At 37.2% G+C, this 19907-nt stretch carries 10 protein-coding genes and 1 riboswitch; of the genes, 9 read left to right on the forward strand and 1 reads right to left on the reverse strand.

The genetic code is table 11. The annotated features are described in order from the left end of the window. Nucleotides 1–471: 471 nt before the first annotated feature. Together AC6FXG_RS05790 and AC6FXG_RS05795 are read left to right on the forward strand one after the other, a co-directional pair. Complete coding sequence (locus AC6FXG_RS05790; protein ID WP_500571907.1) at nucleotides 472–8328, forward strand: Cna B-type domain-containing protein; 7857 nt, start codon at nucleotides 472–474, stop codon at nucleotides 8326–8328. Nucleotides 8329–8340: 12 nt separating this feature from the next. Continuing rightward, on the forward strand, nucleotides 8341–9129 hold the full coding sequence (locus AC6FXG_RS05795) for a class B sortase (RefSeq protein ID WP_500571908.1): 789 nt from the start codon (nucleotides 8341–8343) through the stop codon (nucleotides 9127–9129). 594 nt (nucleotides 9130–9723) lie between these two features. Here the strand turns inward: AC6FXG_RS05795 and thyX are convergent. Continuing rightward, the gene (gene thyX / locus AC6FXG_RS05800) at nucleotides 9724–10428 is read right to left on the reverse strand and encodes an FAD-dependent thymidylate synthase (protein WP_500571909.1); all 705 of its coding nucleotides are present in this window, start codon (nucleotides 10426–10428) and stop codon (nucleotides 9724–9726) included. Nucleotides 10429–10567: 139 nt separating this feature from the next. On the opposite strand from thyX, the gene AC6FXG_RS05805 reads away from it, so the two are divergent. From AC6FXG_RS05805 to glmM, 7 genes are all read left to right on the forward strand, one after another. Beyond that, complete coding sequence (locus tag AC6FXG_RS05805) at nucleotides 10568–10849, forward strand: DUF503 domain-containing protein (protein WP_500571910.1); 282 nt, start codon at nucleotides 10568–10570, stop codon at nucleotides 10847–10849. Beyond that, the gene (gene nth, locus AC6FXG_RS05810) at nucleotides 10846–11502 is read left to right on the forward strand and encodes an endonuclease III (protein ID WP_500571911.1); all 657 of its coding nucleotides are present in this window, start codon (nucleotides 10846–10848) and stop codon (nucleotides 11500–11502) included. Before AC6FXG_RS05805 ends, nth begins: the two co-directional genes overlap by 4 nt. Nucleotides 11503–11510: 8 nt before the next feature. After that, the gene (gene pepF / locus AC6FXG_RS05815; protein WP_500571912.1) at nucleotides 11511–13304 is read left to right on the forward strand and encodes an oligoendopeptidase F; all 1794 of its coding nucleotides are present in this window, start codon (nucleotides 11511–11513) and stop codon (nucleotides 13302–13304) included. Nucleotides 13305–13313: 9 nt separating this feature from the next. Next, nucleotides 13314–14216, forward strand: coding sequence for a diadenylate cyclase CdaA (cdaA, locus tag AC6FXG_RS05820; RefSeq protein WP_157884921.1), 903 nt, complete (start codon nucleotides 13314–13316; stop codon nucleotides 14214–14216). Next, nucleotides 14155–15522 (forward strand): CdaR family protein, encoded by a 1368-nt coding sequence (locus AC6FXG_RS05825; protein ID WP_500571913.1) that lies wholly within the window; start codon nucleotides 14155–14157, stop codon nucleotides 15520–15522. The genes cdaA and AC6FXG_RS05825 overlap by 62 nt, the downstream gene beginning before the upstream one ends. A gap of 865 nt (nucleotides 15523–16387) precedes the next feature. Next, nucleotides 16388–16507: riboswitch (FMN riboswitch) on the forward strand. 52 nt (nucleotides 16508–16559) lie between these two features. Beyond that, the gene (locus AC6FXG_RS05830) at nucleotides 16560–17204 is read left to right on the forward strand and encodes an ECF transporter S component (protein ID WP_500571914.1); all 645 of its coding nucleotides are present in this window, start codon (nucleotides 16560–16562) and stop codon (nucleotides 17202–17204) included. 72 nt (nucleotides 17205–17276) lie between these two features. Further along, a complete protein-coding gene (glmM, locus tag AC6FXG_RS05835) occupies nucleotides 17277–19907 on the forward strand; it encodes a phosphoglucosamine mutase (protein WP_500571915.1) in 2631 nt (876 codons plus the stop codon).

A 19907-nucleotide genomic window follows, 5' to 3' on the forward strand; every position in this document is an offset into this window, starting at 1 on the left:
GGGGTTATTTTTATTTACAATAAAATGTGAATGGGAAAAAATTATTTGAATCAAAAAAATGTGATGCGATAAAAAAATCGGTCAAAACATTTCGCCAAAAATTATCAATCCGATGAAAATTGCCGTCAAAAAATTTTTTCATCGTGGCAAAAAAATGTTGATAAAAAATAAAAAATATAATTTAATGGACAAAATTTTTTGTTTGTTTAACAATCGATTAATATTTTTAAAAAACTTCTAAGTATTGCTATTATGCGAAAAAATTTAAAAAATATTTTAAATTAGCTCATCGGGCACTTTTTGCAAAATAAAAAGCAAAACACCACTACATATTGTTGTCCGACTTTAGGACTTGCAAAATAAATAGTAGATATTAGCTTGAATTTTAAATACAAATAGATATAATATTAGTATGTACAACTATTGCTTTATGGTTGTGCAAATATAATAATGAAAGGAGGGGAGAAAAAGATGAACAGAATTAATAAAGCAGCTGCATGGGCAGTGCTGTTGATCTTATTTGTACTTAGTGGAGTTATAGTTCACGCACAAGATGAAACTATGTCTACAAATACTCCCGAAAGTATATTAGAAGAAGCTTCGAAAGAAGCAATTATTGAAGAAGGTGGCAAAAGCGTAGAAGTACTCTTTGATACATCAAAAGATTTAGTAAATGAGGCAGTGCAAGCTGATGCAGCTAATGAAGGTGACAAAAACGCTGAAGGAAATGGAGAACAAGCAGAAGCACCTGCAGAGAAAGATGCACAAGGACAAACAGGAGACCAAACAGAAGAACCTGAAGCAAATGCTGAAGGAGAAGCTGAAATAAAACCTGTAGATCCAGCAGAAATTCCTGCAGAAGGTGAACAAGCTGATTCAGAAGTTAAAACTGCTGAAGGAAAAGAAACTCCAACACAAAAGGCAGAGGATCCAAAAACTGAAGAAGATAAAAAAGCTTTAGAAGATAGCGGAGACAAAAAACCAGAAGCTGTAGGAGAAGGAAATCCAGAAGGCGGTGCTACTGGAGAACCAAAACCAGGAGATCCACAACCAGCTCAACCTGAAGAAGGTGCTGGTGATAATCCAGAATATGATCCAAGCGGAAATGATGATCTGAATGAATTGCAAAAGCAAATTGACGAAGCGGAAAAAGCCAAAGATGAAAAGGCAAAGGCAGACCTGCAAGCTCAGTACAATAAAAAATACTGGGAAGAGCTCGGTAAATCTGAAAAGTTAGGCGATGAAATTTTAAATCGCATCACTGATGAAGATAAGACCAAACAATATTATGAACTCAAAGAAGAATATGAAGCTCTTAATAAAAAAGGTGCAGCGGGTACTCTTACAAAAAAAGAAATCGATGCATTTAACAAAAAACTTGGTGAATACAAGGTTCCGCGTTTGCTAGATGACGATGAAAAAGCGGCTGCAGAAAAGGTGCATGAAGCTCCGTCATTAAATGGACTTCAAGAAGGTGCCACTGAAGATGCCAAAAAAATTTATGATGATTATGTTAAGGCAAAAGAAGCACTTGAAGCTGTACTAAATCCTGACAATGATCGTACAACGACACCAGAGAAACTTGCAGAGTTAGTAAAAGCATTTAATGAGGCTGAAGCAAAATTCAAAGCTGGACTAGGAGATGGCTCAATAAAACCAAATTATACAAAAGATGGCACTCCAGAGATAAGACTTTATCCTTTCACAGGATCAGGTCAAGTTGGAAAAGAGCTTGATGAGGAAACTTACTATATACCTGACGGCACAGATTTAAATTTGTTAGTTCAAGTAAATAAGGACAAGGGTACGCCTGAAGGGGATTTTACCTTTAAAATCAAGACACTTGCTGATGAAGGACAAAGAATTCCAAAGGAAAATTTATCAAAGATAGCTTTTCTAAACGGCAAACCAGTAGACCTCGAATTTGATGAAGATGGTGGTTTCTATTATTTCAAAACTACCGCAGACCAAGATTTTGGTGTAGCACAAATCAAGTTCAACATGAAAGGTTTTAAGGGAGCTTTCCACAAGGGCTTTTCTATTACCATGTCAGCTGATGGAACGAAAGATGTTACCAAGAAATTTTGGTTGACCAAAAAAGGTTATGAAAATGATGCTGACATAAGTGGAATAGGAAACAAAGATGAAAAGAACCCACAAAAAGATGTTGACGCTGGAGATACAGAAAACGGTATCGTTAAAGAAGATACAGACAAGGTATTTGATTTCTTTGCATATCTGAAAAAGTCAAATATCTATATTGATAAGGTTCTTGTAAACTCTTCAAATGGGGAATCACTACCATTATCTTCTGTGGAGATTACAATCACGCTTCCAAAGTATAATGATACTGTTGCTGAATATATCCACAAGTCAGATTTGAAATACCATGACAACGGAAATGGAACTTACACTTTGAAACTTGATGCCAAAACATTCGAAGGCAATAAAGATTTTGAAGTTAAAGAAGGAAAACTTTATTATAAAGATACAGAACTAACCAATGAGAATATAACCAATGCCATACTTGAAGGCACAGACAAAAAAGTTTACATTGGAAAAGATTACAAAGAATATACAGTCTTAGATAAAAATATCTTAGAAGATAAAAATTCGGATTTTAAGGTAAAAGATAATCAACTTTATAAGAAAAATGCTGAGGGAACCTACGAAGAACTAGGCACTTTTGACAAAGATAAAAAAGTAACAACAAAAGACGGCATAACCTATGAACTTCGAGGCAATACACTTTTAAAATACACAGATGTTAAGGATGTATATAAAGGCAAGGTAACCAATGAAGGCAGTGGTGATACTGCAGTTGCTAGACCTGATATCAATGAAACTTATGACGGCAAGCAAGTAAAAGTTATTACAGAAGAAACAGATTCCGAAGGTAAAAAGACTACAAAAACTTCTTACGGTGGAACTATTGTAAAAGATAAAATCTTTGAAAATATTGCCGACAAGAAAGTTTACTTGATTGACCAAGGTAAAAAGAATTATACAGGTAAAGCTTTAGCATTAATTTCATCTGATGGTAAAAGGTTTGACACGACAGAAGAAATAACAGCTGAAGATATTCAAGCTGGCAAAAAAGATATCGGTGGTGTTGAATACAAGGTTGTTGAGAATGCAGTATTTAATCAAGCTGGTTATATCTTAGAAGGTCTAAGCTTTAGAGAAGGTTTAGCTCTTATTGATAAGTTTGGTAGACTAATGCCAGATATCAAGGTTACACATGATGAAGGCACTGGTAAATACACATTTGAAAAAGGTAAAGACAAAAAGACATCCGATGACTCAAAAATCAAAGTTGAAGAAGGCAAAGTTTTTGTAGACGGTAAAAATGAAGTTGTAACTGGTGATTATCATACATTTGTTGGTAAATACTATTACGATGGCAAAAAATTTGTTAAGGCTGAAGACGATAAAGTTAAAGATGGTAAGTTATATACTGGTCTAGAAGAGAAAGCCCTAATCAAGAAAATCGTTGAATACTATAAAAACGCAGATCAAGAAATTGAGTTGCCTAAAGGCGCAAAAAGATATTACGGCGGAACAAATAAAGCCAATATCTACAAAATTGGTGATAATTATTACTACAAAGTAGAAGATGGTCAAGGCACTTATCTGGTCGAGGCTGATGGAAAGGGAAAATTAGAAGTAATATCCGAAAATGGAGTTACAAAAATTATCCAAACTAAAGGTGATGACGAGTTCCTTACAAAAGAAACCGATATCTTTGAAGCTATTAAAAAAGCTCAATTTTCTCTAAAATTCCCAGGCTTCTTGGCAGGTAAAGATGTTGTATACCACTTAGATGCTAAGGTTGAAGCTAAGTATTTAGCACCAGGAAAAGATGAAGACGGCAATGAAACACTTGTGCCAACATCTATTTTCAAAAATGAAAAAGATGAATTAGTTGACTCAAAAGAGTTTAAAAAATACTTTACTCTTAAGAGAACTGACTTTAGTCTTGGTGATTTCTTTAAGAATGCACCTGATGAATTAAAGCAAAAGCTTGACTATAACTTCTTTAATATTTTCTTTAGAGATGATGAACATCAAAGCGAAAGAGATGAGTATGTTAAAGAATTGCTAAAGAAAGAAGAAAAAGGCAAATATGAAGACAAAAATCTTAATGATGAGTCTTTAAGTAAAGAAGATAAAGCTGAACTTGAAAAAGAAAAACACTTCTTGGACATTTTGAAAAAAGCACTTCAAAAAATTAAGCCTAATGCAAGATTCAAATATGATGATGATAAACTTTGGGCTGAATACGAAGATAAAGAAGGCAATGTTGTTAAAATCGATCGTTCACTTCTTTGGGAAATCGGCTTTAAAAATGAAGGCGGAATCTTGTTCCCAGAAGATACTGATACAGAAATCATTGTCGAAGACCATAGCATGGACAATCGTTTAGTATATGATGAAATCATCGTAAACGATACAAAAGAAAAATGGAATGAGCTAGAAGAAAAATTTAAAAAAGACGAAGGAAACAAAGACAAAAAATTTGGTAACAAAGAATACTTCTTCTTAGATCAAATTAAGGATATTCGCTTTGGTGTAAGCCCTGCTTATATCGACGGTCGTTTTGTTCCATTGGGAGCAGACTTCAAGATTACAAGTGACGAAATACTCGCTGCACTTGATGCTACAGCTACTGGTGAAATATCTTATGATAAAACTGATACTACTAAAAAGGTTAGTGTTGTTGTAGATGAAAAAGGCAGAAAATTCATCAAAAAAGGCGACATTCAATTTGAAGTAAGCCGTGATGAAACAAAGGGCCAAGTCAGAATTAAGGTCATGAACGCTTTCTATGCAAAAGCTGATGATGACGCTGCAAGCAAGTTCTTTAGCCCAGTCCAAAAAGCTTATCAAGACAAAATGAAGACTGTTTTGACCGAACTAGAAAAACTAGATTCAAGTAGTGATACAAAAGAACTTTCTAGTACAATGAAAAAGGTCATTGAAGGTCTGCATGCAGAAAAAACTGAATGCCATGGTATTTTAGTTGAGAGATTTGAAAAGCTTATTAAAGAAATTGATGAAATTTCAGATGAAACTGAAAAGGCAAAAAGACTTAATGAAGTTAAAGATAAGCTTCAAGAGGAAATCAAAAAGCTAAATCTAGAATATCTTGATAATTCAAAACCAACATATAATAACGATGATATGCGCTTCAACGCAATCCGTATTGGATTAAAACCAAATTTGGCAATTGGTGGAGCCATTGAGCCTATCAAAACCAAGAAATTTGGTCTGACATCAGTTATAGTTCCAGATGTGGATATTCCTTATACAGATGAATTTGGCAATGCTCTTACAAACAAAGACATGTATGTCAAAGAAGAGATTGAAAAAATTATTAGAGATAAAAAATTCATAGAAGCTAATAACATCACACCATTTGATAAAGACGGAAAACCAATTTGGGACAAATCCGAAGAAAGCTTTGTCAAGGTTATGAAAGAGGCCTACAGAAGAGTTAACGGAAGTAAAAATACTATCAAAGATCTTGTAGAAATTGCTACAAATAAAAAATATGGCCACGGCAAGTTTAAAGTTAAACAAGGCAGCGCCTTTGAATACAGAGATCTAGCTGTAGATGGTAAAGAAAGCATCAAAGACAGCAATGGTAATCCTATTAATCCATGGTGGATTGGTGAAGGAGATAAAGCTACAAAGTTAAGTGACAAAATCTCCAAGGATCTACAAGATAAAGACGAATACAAGAAATTAGCAGAAAGTCCAATTGATCTTGCAGCATACTATATGTCAAATAAAGGTTATGATAGAGCAAAATATGCAAACTTTGCTAACTATAAGTTGGATAAAGAAGAACAACTTCCTGGCATATTTGAAAAAGATAATTCTTGGAAGCAAAAGAAATGTTATCCATCAATTGGTTTCTGTATAGATCAAGCTGATGGTGGAGATAGCTCAACTGGCAATAAAGACGGTGGCAAATTTGGTGCTCAAGGCGAAACAAATAAGGATTTTGAATTGACCTATGAACCAACACCAAAAACTCCAGATGAAGAACATCCAGGATTAGATAAGAAATCTGAAACCAAGAGCATTGACCTGTCTGAAAAAGAAAAAGCCAAAGAAGGTGAAGAAGCCAAAGAAGGCGAAGAAAAATATAAAGAACATGACGTAAACTTTGAAATTGATATTACTGTTGACAAGAAAACCTATGATCAAAAGAGATTAGAACAACAACTAAAACCTGATGGTGAAGAAGTCAATGAAAAAGATTATAAAGATGGTTATTATATTTATAAAGATGCCTTAATTTTGGATATTCTACCAGATATCTTTAAAGTTACAGATAAGTTCACTTATGAATTAAATATTGATAAGGCTGGACTTATGAAAAATGGTGCCAATGCAGGCTTTAATAAAGATGAAACTTTCAACACTTGGAAAGATGGTATTGAATATCTATATACTGAAGATGTTCTTAAATATTTGGAAGGACTTAAAAAATCTAATCCAGATAGAGCTGCAGTCCTTGAAAAAGCTTTAGAAGCAAGAGGCGTAAAGGGTAAACAACAAGTTATTTTAGCTTGGCTACCTGAATTCCAAGCTCCACATGGTTCTAAGAATCAATTTAAGTTTAAGTTGAACAACTTACGTGTTGATAGGAAGAAATACAAAGAAGCTGAAGACCTAGCAAATGCAGGTCAGCCTTATACAAATCATGCAGTTTTTGGAAATAAAGCAGAATTCTTCTTTGGAAAGCATGACATCACAATAACTGATGGTCACAAGGGCAGGATTAACAAATATCTACAAATCCTTGATAAGGACGGCAAGGTTATAACTGATGATGAAGAAGCCCAAAAATATTACAAGGGTGGATATGAGCTTAAGTTTGGCGATAAGTTTAATTACAAGATTAAATACTATCAAGACAAAGGCTTGATTCAAACTCCAGCAAACCCATTTGCAGTAGATCAAAGTTGGTCTCTTGAAGATATATTTGCTAAAGTTGGCGATAAGGGATTAAGACCAGTTCTATTTGACTTTGTAAAAGTACCTGATGGTTTTGAGGTTATTTACACAGTTGGTAAAACAAACTATACTGAAAAAGAACTTAAAGATGCCATTGAAAAAGGAGAAGCAAGTCTCGATAAGGTTGAAAAAATCAATATAAAGGGTGATTATCCAGATAAAACTTATCAAGAATTTATTCTTCCAATGATGATTCCAGAGCTTGATGCTAAGATTGTAGACGATAAAGTTGTTTACATCGGAACAGATGGCAAGGAACATGAACTTGGTGATGCTAAAGATTTCTTTAACCTAAAGGATCTAACGGATAAAGAAAAGGATCTAATCGCTGAAAATACTGTTGAAGGCTCAAATACTGTTACTGTATATCTTGAAAAAGAAAGATTTATCAAAGTATTCAAGAAATTCCTTGAATCTGATGGTAAGACTGAAATCAAGAAAGACAGACCAGAAATTAGGTTTGACGTATATCAAATTATTGACAAAGATGGTAAGAAGACACGCGTTAAACTTAAAGATCAATTAATAGTTAACGAAGACAATAATTTTGAAGCTAAAATTGACAAGCTACCAATTTATAAAGAAACAAAAACTTTAAAAGATGGTAAGGCAGTAGTGGAAATTACTAATTATGAATACGAGCTTGAAGAAGTTGTTCCAGCTGGTTATGAATCTGAAGTCAAAAAGTTTGAAGATAAAGATGGACTTGGTTTTGTATGGAAGGCTACTAACACAGAAAAGCCAGATAAGCCTGAAAATCCAGGAGACAATCCTAAGGAAGAACCTAAGGAAGTTAGAGTAACTATTAAGGTTAACAAGGTTTGGAAAGTTCTAAATGGTGGTTCAACACCAAGCATTCAAGTTGAACTTTATGCTAACGGCAAGGCTACTGGCAAGATCATTACTTTAGGTGATGGCAACTGGAGCGCAAGCTTTAAAGATCTGCCAGCTAAGGATAAGGATGGTAAAGAAATCGTCTATACTGTAAAAGAAGTTGGCGAAGCTGATTATATTACCAAGATTGATGATAGAAAATTCGAAGTTTCCTATGTAGGAGATATTAAAAATGGATTTACTATTACTAACGAGGAAGTTCCACCAGAAAAACCTGAAGAACCTGAGGAAGAAGAACCTGACGAGCCAGACGAACCTGAAACTCCAGAAACACCTGAAGATCAAGGTGGCGGAAGAAATACAATTCCAAAGACTGGTGTAAGAACTGATATTGGATCAATTTTATTTAGCGGTATTTTGTTACTAGCACTTTTCTTTTTCAAAAGAAAATTTTTTAAAAACTAATGAGAGGTCGTTATGAAGAAGGGTAAGCTTTTATTAAATATTTTAATAATCGTAGTTGCAATATTTTTTGCCTACAAGCTTTACGACTTTCTTCATACCAAGGCCGATCAAAAGGAATCAATACAGATTTATTCTTCTTTGAAGGATTTAAAACCTGTCAAAGAGGAGGCCGCCGTCAAGGTGGACGAGGATGTTGAGGAAGAAGACGATGATTTTGACATCGACTTTGGCCAACTCAAATCTGTCAACGAAGATATAATTGCGTGGATATCTGACGGCGGTAGTATTGATTATCCGATTGTGCAGGGAAAAGATAATTATAAATATCTTTACACTGCTGCAACGGGTAAGAGAAATGTAGCGGGGGCAATATTTATGGATTACAGAAACATGAGTATTGCCGATCCGCTTGTACTTATTTACGGGCACGAGATGGATAACAAGACCATGTTTGGGACTCTCCATGAATTTAAGAGAGAGCCTGAGCATTTGGATTTTACTTTTACAACAGAGGATGGAGTCTTTGAGTCAAAGGCTGTAGTGGCGGGGATAATCTCGGGCGAAACATATATTAATCCAAAGGATTATGATTCTTTTGAAAAATTGAAAAGATTTTATAAACTGATCAAGGACAATGCGGTTTACGATTCTGGCTATGAGTTAGAGGAGGACGATAAGATAATCGCCCTTATAACCTGCACCTACGAAAGGAAAAACGTAAGGTTGGTTGTAGTGACAGTGTATAAGGATAAAGATGAGGACGATAAGTCGAAAGAAATCCAAGTCGAAGATGATATGTAGAGAGAGGGGGGGAGAGATAGAACCCCTCTTTTTTTATATTTAGGGATATTTAGGGTGTAAATTGCGATATTCTTGTGAAAATAATTTTCCTCTCCTCGATGTACATTTGAGTACACCTGCGTCGCTGAAAATTATATTTCACTTCGAATCTCATCAATTTATCCTCCTAAATATTATTTATATTGGGTTTAAATCGCGAAATGGTTGGGGAAATAATTTTCTCTCCTCGATTATGTTTGCGTTGTTCCGCAATCCCTCACCCCGTAAAGGGGATCGTGATTGTGGCGGTCCACATTCTCCTCAGATTGTTGCAACCAATCAAACAAAATTTTTAGGTAGCGTCCGATTTATTTCGGACAAAAATTTTGTTTTCTTGGGCAACAAGTTGCGTGAGTCACTGCTAGCCAATCGAGCGTCGTTATTACTCGCTCTCTTGGGCAGGGCTGCAAGTAGCCCCTACAGCCGCAGAGCGATTTTAAAACAAATGCCATTGGTAACAATAATATATTCAAAAAAATAATTCTCACACAAAATTATTACACACAAAAAGAGACAGCACATTATGTACTGCCTCTTTCTTTTACTTTTTCTATTTTATTTGTCCATGTCCAAGAAGGCTTGGATGCCGAGGGGGAATTTTTCCAAGGCGAGTTCTTTGACTGCTTCTGCGTAGAGTCTGATTTCGTATTGACTGTGGGAGTCTGTGCGTTGCTTGATAAAATGTGCAACTGATTGGAGACTGGCTGTCCAATACCAGGATACGTACATGCCGTAAGCTGGCAAAAATAGTCTGGCTTCTTCAGCGCAGATACCGCGTTCCATGGCTTCTTCGTAGAGGTCAACGCCTTCTTTGATGTATTTGTTTAATTTTTCTGTGAATTCTGCTCCGAGTTCATCATCGACTGGGCCAAGTGATCCCTGTTTGTTGTTGTCGGGTTTGCCCCTCCATTCGTTCTTGGTAGGCACATAGAAGGTTGGCTCCATGGTTACGTAGCGTCTGGAGGATTCGTTCCAAGCATTCATGGTGTCGCCGATGCCTTCTAAATGTGAGCTGCCAATAATATATTTCCACCATTGACGGGCCACCATTAGTGGGGCGTAGACTTCAAATTGCAACATGGCGTGTCTAAATGGTGATGTGTGGTCGTGTTTGGCCAAGTAGGCAATCAGCCTTTCGTCTTTTTCGTCTAGTTCTTTGCTTTCTTTGGCGAAGCTGGCTCTGGCTGCGTTTACAACAGTTAGGTCTGAGCCCATTGTATCAACTAAACGTACATAGCCTTTATCTAAAACATTAATCATATTAACCTCCAAGTCTTTTATTTTCTAACTTAATTGTATTATATATATATTTAAAAATCAAGGCAGAATTTTTTTGAAAAACTTGGTCTCTTGCTAGATTTTTTTTTGCCTTGATGTTATACTTATTATAGGGATAATTATGAAGGTTCTTGCAAGCGAAATTATTATTAGGCTTACGGATGTTCATTCTTTGAAAGAAAAGAGGAGTATTCGCGAGTCTCTAATAAGGAAGGTTCAAAACAAATTTAAGATTTCAATTGCCGAGTGTGATAGTCAGGATGATTTAAATTTTTTGACTATTGGTTTTGCGGCTGTGTCGAATTCGAACACGCATTTGAATTCTGTGAATGAAAATGTTATCAATTTTATTGAGATTTATTATGGTCTGGATATTGTATCAAAGGAGACTTATTGGTTATGAGGAGAAAATTAAAAAAAGCTGAGATCCAAGAGGTCACAGATATTTTGATGGACTTCCACGCTGACGCCGAGTGCGAGCTGGTCCATGAGTCGCCATTTGAACTTTTGATTGCGACGATTTTGTCGGCCCAGTGTACGGACGTCCGAGTCAACATGATTACCCAGGAGCTTTTTAAGGAGGCGAACACGCCCCAGGCTATTATCGACATGGGCATGGACAAGCTCAAAGATTATATCAAGACGGCAGGATTTTTTAATTCAAAATCCAAAAATATTATGGAGACCTGTCATATTTTGGTTGACGATTATGATTCTAAAGTGCCAGACACCATGGAAGAGCTGACCAAGCTGCCGGGTGTTGGGAGGAAGACGGCCAATGTTGTTTTGTCAAACTGTTTTGGTCTGCCGGCCATTGCAGTGGATACGCACGTCTTTCGAGTTTCAAATCGGATTGGTATGGTCCACGAGAAGGACGTTGAAAAGACTGAAGAGGCTCTGATGAAAGCTCTGCCAAAAGAAATTTGGACCAAGATGCACCATGTTTTAATTTTTCATGGTCGTTATATTTGCAAGGCCAGAAAGCCCATGTGTCACGAGTGCCCCAGTAGTCACTTGTGCCTTTATAATCAGAATAATATTAACAAAAGGAAGTAGGAGGAAGTATGGATTACAATTTTAAATCAAGAGATGAGATTGATCAAAAGTATAAGTGGAGTTTGGAAAAATTATTTACAAATGACGAGGACTTGGACAAAAAATTAAAGGAAATCGAAGGCAAGATAGAAGATTTTAAAAAGTTCAAGGGCCGAGTAGCTGAATCCGCAGATACATTTTTGGAAATGCTTAAGCTATACGAAGATATTGGGACAAATTTTGGCCTGGTATCAACTTATATTTCAAATAGATTTAACGAGGACAACCGCGATGCCAAGTATCAGGCCCTAAGTGATAGGCTATCAGCCTTATACACTAGCTATGGTGCTGGTTCATCATTCCTAGTGCCAGAAATTTTATCCTCAGACGTGGATAAGCTAAGGAGCTTTGTAGAAAAAGATGAGCTTAAAATTTATAAGCGTTGGCTGGATAATATTTTAAGATTTAAAGACCACACCTTAACAGAAGCTGAAGAGAGAATTATCGCAAGCTTTACTCCAGTTATCGATGCAGGGTCCAAGTCATTCTCAATGCTTACAGTTGCAGATATGAAATTCCCTGTGGTAAATGTTGATGGCAAGGATGTGGAACTCACAAGCGGCAACTTTGTTCCGTTACTAACAGAAGCAAATTTGGAAGACCGCAAGAATGTTTACGAAGCTTATTATAATGTTTACAAGGACCACATAAACACTCTGGCAAGCACACTAGATGCCAATACCAAGGCTATTGCTATTGAAGCATCTTTAAGAAAATACAAGTCAGCCAGGGAAGCAGCTTTATATGACAACACAATTCCTGTTTCAGTTTATGATAAATTGATAGAAACTGTAAATAAAGGCTTGGTAGAACTCCACGATTATGTTGATGTTCGCAAAAAAGTTTTGGGACTGGATGAAATTCACATGTACGACGTTTACAAAAACTTAGTCGAAGATATGGATGTGAAATTTACATTTGAAGAAGCCAAGGAAATTATCTTGGATGCATTAAAGCCACTTGGTGACAAGTACATTGCAGATTTGACCAAGGGTTTTGAAGACAGATGGTGCGACGTATTTGAAACACCAGGCAAACGCGGCGGCGCTTACTCAAGCGGATCATATATGACAGATCCTTATGTGCTCCTCAATTATCACGGAACCCTTGATGATGTCTTTACAGTTGCTCACGAAATGGGCCACTCTATGCACTCATTTTATTCTAGAGGCAACCAACCATATATCTACTCCGGCTATTCGATTTTTGTAGCTGAAGTTGCGTCGACCATGAATGAATCCCTTCTCACTTTTTATCTATTAGACAAGTGGAAGGACGATCCAAAGAAAAAGAAATTTATCTTGAACCACTTTATGGATTCAATCAAGGGAACACTCTTTAGGCAAACACAATTTGCTGAATTTGAAATGGAAATCTACAAGGCTTACGAAAGTGGACAAGCTTTGACACCAGATTTCTTATCCAGCAAATACGAAGAGATTAACCAAAAATACTACGGACCAAGCATGGAAAAGGATGACTTCATCAAATACGAATGGGCAAGGATTCCACACTTCTATTACAATTTCTATGTTTACCAATATGCAACAGGAATTTCTGCAGCTCTTTCATTTGCAAAGAGGGTTTTAAATGGGGGAGAAAAGGAAAGAGATATGTATCTTGAATTCTTGAGATCAGGCTCATCCTTGGATCCAATCGATGTTTTAAAACGCGCAGGAGTGGATATGAATTCACCTCAACCAATAGAAGATGCTATTGAACTCTTCAAAGAATTTAAGGATGAATTTAAAAAACTAATTTAGGAGATTACTATGGGTTTTTCATTAGAAAATACACTCTTGTCAATGAGAGAATCTATTAGAAATTTTAGATTCAATAATGTTATTGACATTTTGATAATAGCTTTTATCGTCTACCAGCTCTATGAGCTCGTCAAGCAAACGCGTGCCGAACAGTTGGCCAAGGGACTTGTAATTCTCTTGGTGGTGACCAAGCTATCAGAGTGGTTTAAACTTTATACTTTACGGTGGTTACTAAACTGGCTCTTGGGAGCTGGTTTGATAGCTATCGTTGTTATATTCCAACCGGAAATCAGGCGGGCTTTTGAGTCTATCGGTAGGAGCAAGATTATTGGCAAACGCTTTGGGACCAACAGTGACAACCAGTACGACGGAGTTATCGAAGAGATTGTCCAAGCTTGCAATTCTCTGTCCAGGCAAAAGATTGGAGCCCTGATTGTCTTTCAAAGGCAAATTGGTTTTGAGGATATTATTGAAACGGGGACCAAGATTGACGGCCTTGTTTCAATGGGACTTTTGATTAATATTTTTATTCCAAACACGCCACTTCATGATGGGGCTGTTATTGTGGATAGGGATATTGTAAAGGCAGCTGCATGTTTCTTGCCGATTACTGATAACAATAGACTGTCCAAGGAACTTGGAACAAGGCACAGGGCAGCACTGGGTATATCGGAGAGGTCAGACTGCATGGTTATAGTTGTCAGTGAAGAGACAGGTGGCATTTCTTGCTGCGAAAACGGAGAGATTGCAAGATATTTGGACGAAGAGACTTTGCGCAAAAAATTGCGTGAGGTTTATAATCCAAAGGAAGAAAAGCTAGGCTTTATTGCAAAGATAAAGGGTGAGTTTAATGAAGCTAAAGAAAAAGAAGAACAATCAAAAGAATCACAAGAATCAGAATCTGGTCGCTAAAATAATGTCCCTTGTCATTGCAGTTTTGCTTTGGTCCTATGTAATGACAATCGAAAATCCAGATGAGAGAAGGGTTATTAGAAATGTTCGCGTTAAGTTTTTAAACGCAGACTTGTTGAGGGACAGCGACAACCAACTCATGACCCAGGAAGACCAATTTGTAAATATTACCTTGCGTGGTAAAAAGAATGAGCTGGAAAAAGTTCGCGCTGATATGATAAATGCAAGTGTTGATTTGGAAGGCTACGGAGCTGGCAACACCAGGATTCCAATTGATGTTAACCTGGAAGGGGTCAGCAGCTTGGTTAGTGTTGATACTATTAGTCCGCCATCCATAATTGTTAATATCGATAAGATTGTTTCCAGAGATTTTGAAGTTCAAGTTGACACCAAGGGCAATCCAAAGGAAAATTATATGAAGGGTGACAATCAGTTGTCATCGCCAAAAGTTCAGGTAACTGGTGCTGCAAGTCAAATTGGAATTATTGATAGCATAAGGACAAATATAGATGTTGATGGCAAGGAAAAGGGCTTTACAGTTACAAATCCTCTTTACGCAGTGGATGCAAATGGCAACCGCTTATCTAATGTAAGTATCAAGCCAGATGTAGTTACAATTAGCGTGCCAATTTATAAGACGGCGGTTCTGGTAATCGAGCCGAGCACCGTTGGCAATTTGCCAGTGGATTTTGAAACTACGCTTATGCACGTCAACCCACCGACAATTGCGGTAAAGATTATAGATGAAAATGCTGTGGTGCCAAAGACCATTAAGACCGAGCCGATTAATATGGAAGAGTTGGTTTCAAGCGACGAAAAGATGCTCACTCCAATTATTCCTGAGGGCATGGAGGCCATTGATCCAAGTATCACATACTCATTGACCTACCAGATTCAAAAGTATACAACTAAACGCTTCGCTGTGGATAAGTCTCAAATAAAATTTGAAAATCTTCCAGAGCATTTAAACGTAGACCTTGGTTCACTTCCAACAATTGTGGATATAACTGTTCGTGGTTATGAAAAAGAACTCAAAGCTTTAAACACTGGCGATGTTGTATTGGCAGTTAACTTGGAGAATGCAGAACTTGGTGAGGATTCATACAATCTTAAATTGCAAATCAAGGATAAACCTTCGCTCAGCTTGATAGGGGCGCCAAAGATCAAATTAAATATCATAGGCAAAGAAAACTCTGAAGAAACGCCAGATGAAAACCCAAGTGATAAACCGGGTGATGAAAATGGAGAGGAAACAGAGGAAAATAACGAAAACAAAGATAATGAAAAACCTGATGAAAAACAATAAGTAAAAATATTAAAGGGCTTCTTGGCCCTTTTCTCATATTTAGGCATATTTAGGGTCTAATTTGCGGTTAAAATTGCGAATTTTTGCAGTGTTCGACATTTTGCTCATTCCGACGTACCCTTTAGTACGCCTCATTCGACAAAATGTCTCAAGCTACAAAAATTCATCATTTTTTCCTCGCAAATTCATTTCCAGCGTCCTAAAAAATTGTTTCACTTCGAATCTCATCGATTTATCCTCCTAAATATTATTATGCTAGGGTGTAAGTTGCGGTTAAAATTACGAATTTTTGTGAAATAAAATTTCGCGTAGCGTGTAGCGTCCGATTTATTTCGGACAAAAATTTTTATTTAACGTCGAAGCCCTAGCCCAAGAGGTCAATTTTCTGTAGAGGTCACCTTTATGGTGACCAAAAAAATGACCGATTGGATAGCAGGTCTCGTGTCAGAGGTTCCCAAGAGAGCGAGTTATAACGATGCTCGATTGGTGAATCTTACGGCACTCATCAATTTATCCTCCTAAATATGTTTTGCAATGGTGCGTAAATTGCGACATTCTCGTGAAACAAATTTTTCTTTATAAATATTTTTTAAAAGATTATTGAATTTGATTATTTTTAATTTATACTTTAATTACATAGACCATTTGAAACTGTTCAAGAGAGGAAGAAGAACAGGGTGGCCGAAATTCTATTTGAGATTGTTGCAGCCAATCAAACAAAATTTTTTGGCCGAAATAAATCGGCCGCTACCTGAAAAATTTGTTTGATGGAACATAAGAGTTTGAAGAATAATTTAAAGAGAAAAATAAATTTTACAATCCACCTTTTTTGCCTTGACATATGGACTCGTGAGTGCTATACTCAAATCATCTTCAGGGGGAGGTGCAATTCCTTTACCGGTGGTATAGTCCACGAGCGTCAGCTGACGCAGAACAGGTTAGATTCCTGTACCGACGGTTATAGTCCGGATGTGAGAAGAGGTCCCCTTGTATTTTGGGGCTTTTTTTATGCCCTCAATCAAAAGGAGGAAATGAAGATGAAAATGTCAACTAAAAAAATGACTGCACTTGCTATGTGTGCAGCAATCAGCTATCTTGTAATGGTTTTTGGTAGGATTCCAATTGTACTTTTTTTAAAGTTCGATCCTAAGGACGCGGTCCTTGCTATTACAACTCTAATTTTTGGCTTGGTTCCATCACTCTTGGTGACCGCTGTTGTGTGTTTGGTAGAATTTTTTACGGTTTCGGACACAGGCTTTTGGGGTTTACTCATGAACTTTGTAGGCTCAGCTGCCTTTATCGTTCCGCTTGCAACTATGGTTAATCGTAAGGACGACACCAAGTGGACAGCTTTAGCCCTACTTGTAAGTACTCTTGTGATGACTTTCATAATGCTTGCATGGAATATTGTTATCACACCAATTTATATGAAGGTCCCATTTGCAGAAGTTAAAAATTTATTGCTACCAGCTATACTTCCATTTAATATTTTTAAAGGACTTTTAAACTCTGCGCTTACATTTGTGGCTCTGCCAATTGTTCCGAGATTAAAAAAGACCTTGGACTTGCAGGACGAAGAGGCAAATCACATTGGCATTGGTCAAGTTGCTTGGATTTCATCCCTGCTTCTTGTATCAGCTCTCATAATTTATTATGCTTTAAACAGCCCTATGGGAAAATAATATATACCGATCGAAGATCCGCTTATTTTTTAAGCGGGTCTTTTTTTATGCACAGATGGGTATAAATTCATTATGATGGATGGATATGTATATAAAATTTTAAATAAAATTGAAGATACTGGAAATACAGCCTACGTAGTTGGTGGGGCAGTCCGTGATTATCTACTTAAAAGAAAAATTCATGACTACGATATCACCACGTCTTTAAATCCCAATGAGCTACAAAAACTTTTTCCAAATTCCATTATGGTAAATAAAAAGATGGGAACGGTAACTGTAAAGGGAATTGAGATTACCCCTTATAGGATTGAGTCGGCCTACGAGGATGGCAGGCGGCCAAGCAAAGTCCGTTTTTCAAGATTGCTCGAGGATGATCTGGTGAGAAGGGACTTTACTATTAATGCCATTGCAATGGATAAGGATGGCAATATTGTAGATAAGCTTTCTGGCAGAGATGATATGGATAAAAAAATAATCCGCTGCGTGGGAAATCCCGATCGGCGTTTTAGGGAAGACGCTCTTCGGATGCTAAGGGCCATTCGTTTTGCCTGTCAACTGGACTTTAGGATTGAGGGCAAAACTCTTAGGTCAATTCGTCGAAATGCAGATTTGATTTATAAACTTTCGACGGAGAGGATTAGGGATGAATTTAATAAAATTTTGCTGTCCGACAATGTTATCTTGGGCCTGGATCTTTTGAGGTCGACTGGACTTTTGGAGAGGATTATTCCAGAGTATAGAAATACTTACGATTATGACCAGCTCAACCACCACCACAAATATGACTTGTACAATCACATGATAAGGGTGGTAAAGTTTTCTAATAAGGATTTGCCGACCAGGCTGGCGGCCCTCTTGCACGATATTGAAAAGCCTTCCTGTCAAGAGGTTTTTGAGGATGGGAGTGCCCATTACTATGGCCACGATAAAAGATCAGCTGAAACTGCTAGGAGGATTTTAAAGGATTTAAAATATCCAAAGGCGACAGTTGATAAGGCAGGCAAGTATATTGAAAACCACATGAACGCCGACCCCAACATTGGCCTACGCGGCGTTAGACGGATGAGAAATAAATTTGGCGACGATATTTATAATTTTTTGTCCTTGCTCTATGCCGATTCGATGTCGGCGAGTGGCGAGGACCTTGAAAAAATTGACAAATTGCACAAAATGTTAGATAATATTAGCCAAGAAGAAGATTTTAATAAAGGGAATGAAATTTGCATTAACGGCAATGATTTAATAAATATTGGATACAAAGAGGGAGTTAAAATCGGCGAGGCTTTGTGTAAACTCAAAGACCTTGTTGAGCTGGGTTTAAAAAACAACAGAGAGACCCTTCTGAGTATTGCAAAGGAATTCCAAAGTGGAGGGAATATGAAAAAATATTTTGGCACAGATGGAGTTAGGGGAATAGCAAACACTGAACTTACAAATGAATTTGCATACAAACTGGCTAGAGCTGTTGGTAAGTTTATAGAAGGAAACAAGAGGGTTGTGCTTGGTATGGACACCAGGCTTTCATCGCCTATGTTTATGGCTTCTATTACCGCAGGGCTTATGGCTGAGGGTGTTGAAGTCGACCAGGTGGGAGTTATATCTACACCGGGTGTCGCTTACATTACAAAGACACATGGGTATGGTATGGGGATTATGATTTCCGCATCCCACAATCCATATATGTATAATGGAATAAAATTAATTGGCGCTGACGGCTACAAGCTGAGTGACGATGAAGAAATCGTAATTGAAAATATGATCGACAACCTGGAAGCTGAGACCTATGATGGCGATAAGCTGGGCAAAGTTTCAATTGCTAAAGATTTATTTAACGATTACTTGATCCATCTGGAAGGCCTGGCAGGCGATGGCTTTAAGGGTATGAAGATTGCAATCGACGCAGGTAATGGAGTTATGAGTGAGATCGCACCAAAAGTTTTTAGGGAACTGGGCGCAGAAGTTATAAAAATAAATTGCGATTCAAATGGCAGGTATATAAACGACAATACTGGGTCAACCGCTCCTGAAAAGATTGCTAAGCTCACCAAAGATGAAGGCTGTGATATTGGTGTCGCCTTTGATGGTGATGCAGACAGAGTTATTTTTGCAGATGAAGATGGCAATGTCCTTGATGGCGACCACATCATTTGCTATGGAGCCCTTTGCCTCAAAGAAGAGGGCAGGCTTTCAAACAATGGAGTTGTTACCACGAGCATGAGTAACGGGGCCTTTGAAAAGTATTTAAAAGGCCACGAAATAGAACTCATTAGGGCAGATGTTGGCGATAAGTATGTAATGGAGGCTATGAGAAAAAATGGCATGGTCTTGGGTGGAGAAAAGTCGGGCCACATTATATTTTTAGACCATCTTACAATGGGCGACGGCTTGCAAACTGCTATTATTATTTTAAATATGCTTAAAAAACGCGGTGAGAAGGCTTCGACTATTGGCAAGCTCTACCAAGATTATCCACAAGTGCTCGTCAATGCAGATGCCAGTGATGAAATTAAAAAAACTTACAAGGAAAATCAAAATATTAGCAAGGCCATTGATAATTTACTGGAAAAACACCCTGACTATAGGATTCTAATTAGGCCTTCAGGAACTGAAAAGTTTGTGAGAATTATGATAGAAGGCAGTCCGATTGGAGAAATAATTGTAGAAGCTAATAATTTAAAGGCTATTATTGAAAAGGAGAACTAG

It is taken from the genome of Ezakiella massiliensis, assembly GCF_059862345.1.

What these genes read in the sequence shown, in the direction of transcription:
- AC6FXG_RS05790 (WP_500571907.1), top strand. Translation starts at nt 472, where the DNA reads ATGAACAGAATTAATAAAGCAGCTGCATGGGCAGTGCTGTTGATCTTA.
- AC6FXG_RS05795 (WP_500571908.1), top strand. Translation starts at nt 8,341, where the DNA reads ATGAAGAAGGGTAAGCTTTTATTAAATATTTTAATAATCGTAGTTGCA.
- thyX (WP_500571909.1), bottom strand. Translation starts at nt 10,428, where the DNA reads ATGATTAATGTTTTAGATAAAGGCTATGTACGTTTAGTTGATACAATG.
- AC6FXG_RS05805 (WP_500571910.1), top strand. Translation starts at nt 10,568, where the DNA reads ATGAAGGTTCTTGCAAGCGAAATTATTATTAGGCTTACGGATGTTCAT.
- nth (WP_500571911.1), top strand. Translation starts at nt 10,846, where the DNA reads ATGAGGAGAAAATTAAAAAAAGCTGAGATCCAAGAGGTCACAGATATT.
- pepF (WP_500571912.1), top strand. Translation starts at nt 11,511, where the DNA reads ATGGATTACAATTTTAAATCAAGAGATGAGATTGATCAAAAGTATAAG.
- cdaA (WP_157884921.1), top strand. Translation starts at nt 13,314, where the DNA reads ATGGGTTTTTCATTAGAAAATACACTCTTGTCAATGAGAGAATCTATT.
- AC6FXG_RS05825 (WP_500571913.1), top strand. Translation starts at nt 14,155, where the DNA reads ATGAAGCTAAAGAAAAAGAAGAACAATCAAAAGAATCACAAGAATCAG.
- AC6FXG_RS05830 (WP_500571914.1), top strand. Translation starts at nt 16,560, where the DNA reads ATGAAAATGTCAACTAAAAAAATGACTGCACTTGCTATGTGTGCAGCA.
- glmM (WP_500571915.1), top strand. Translation starts at nt 17,277, where the DNA reads ATGATGGATGGATATGTATATAAAATTTTAAATAAAATTGAAGATACT.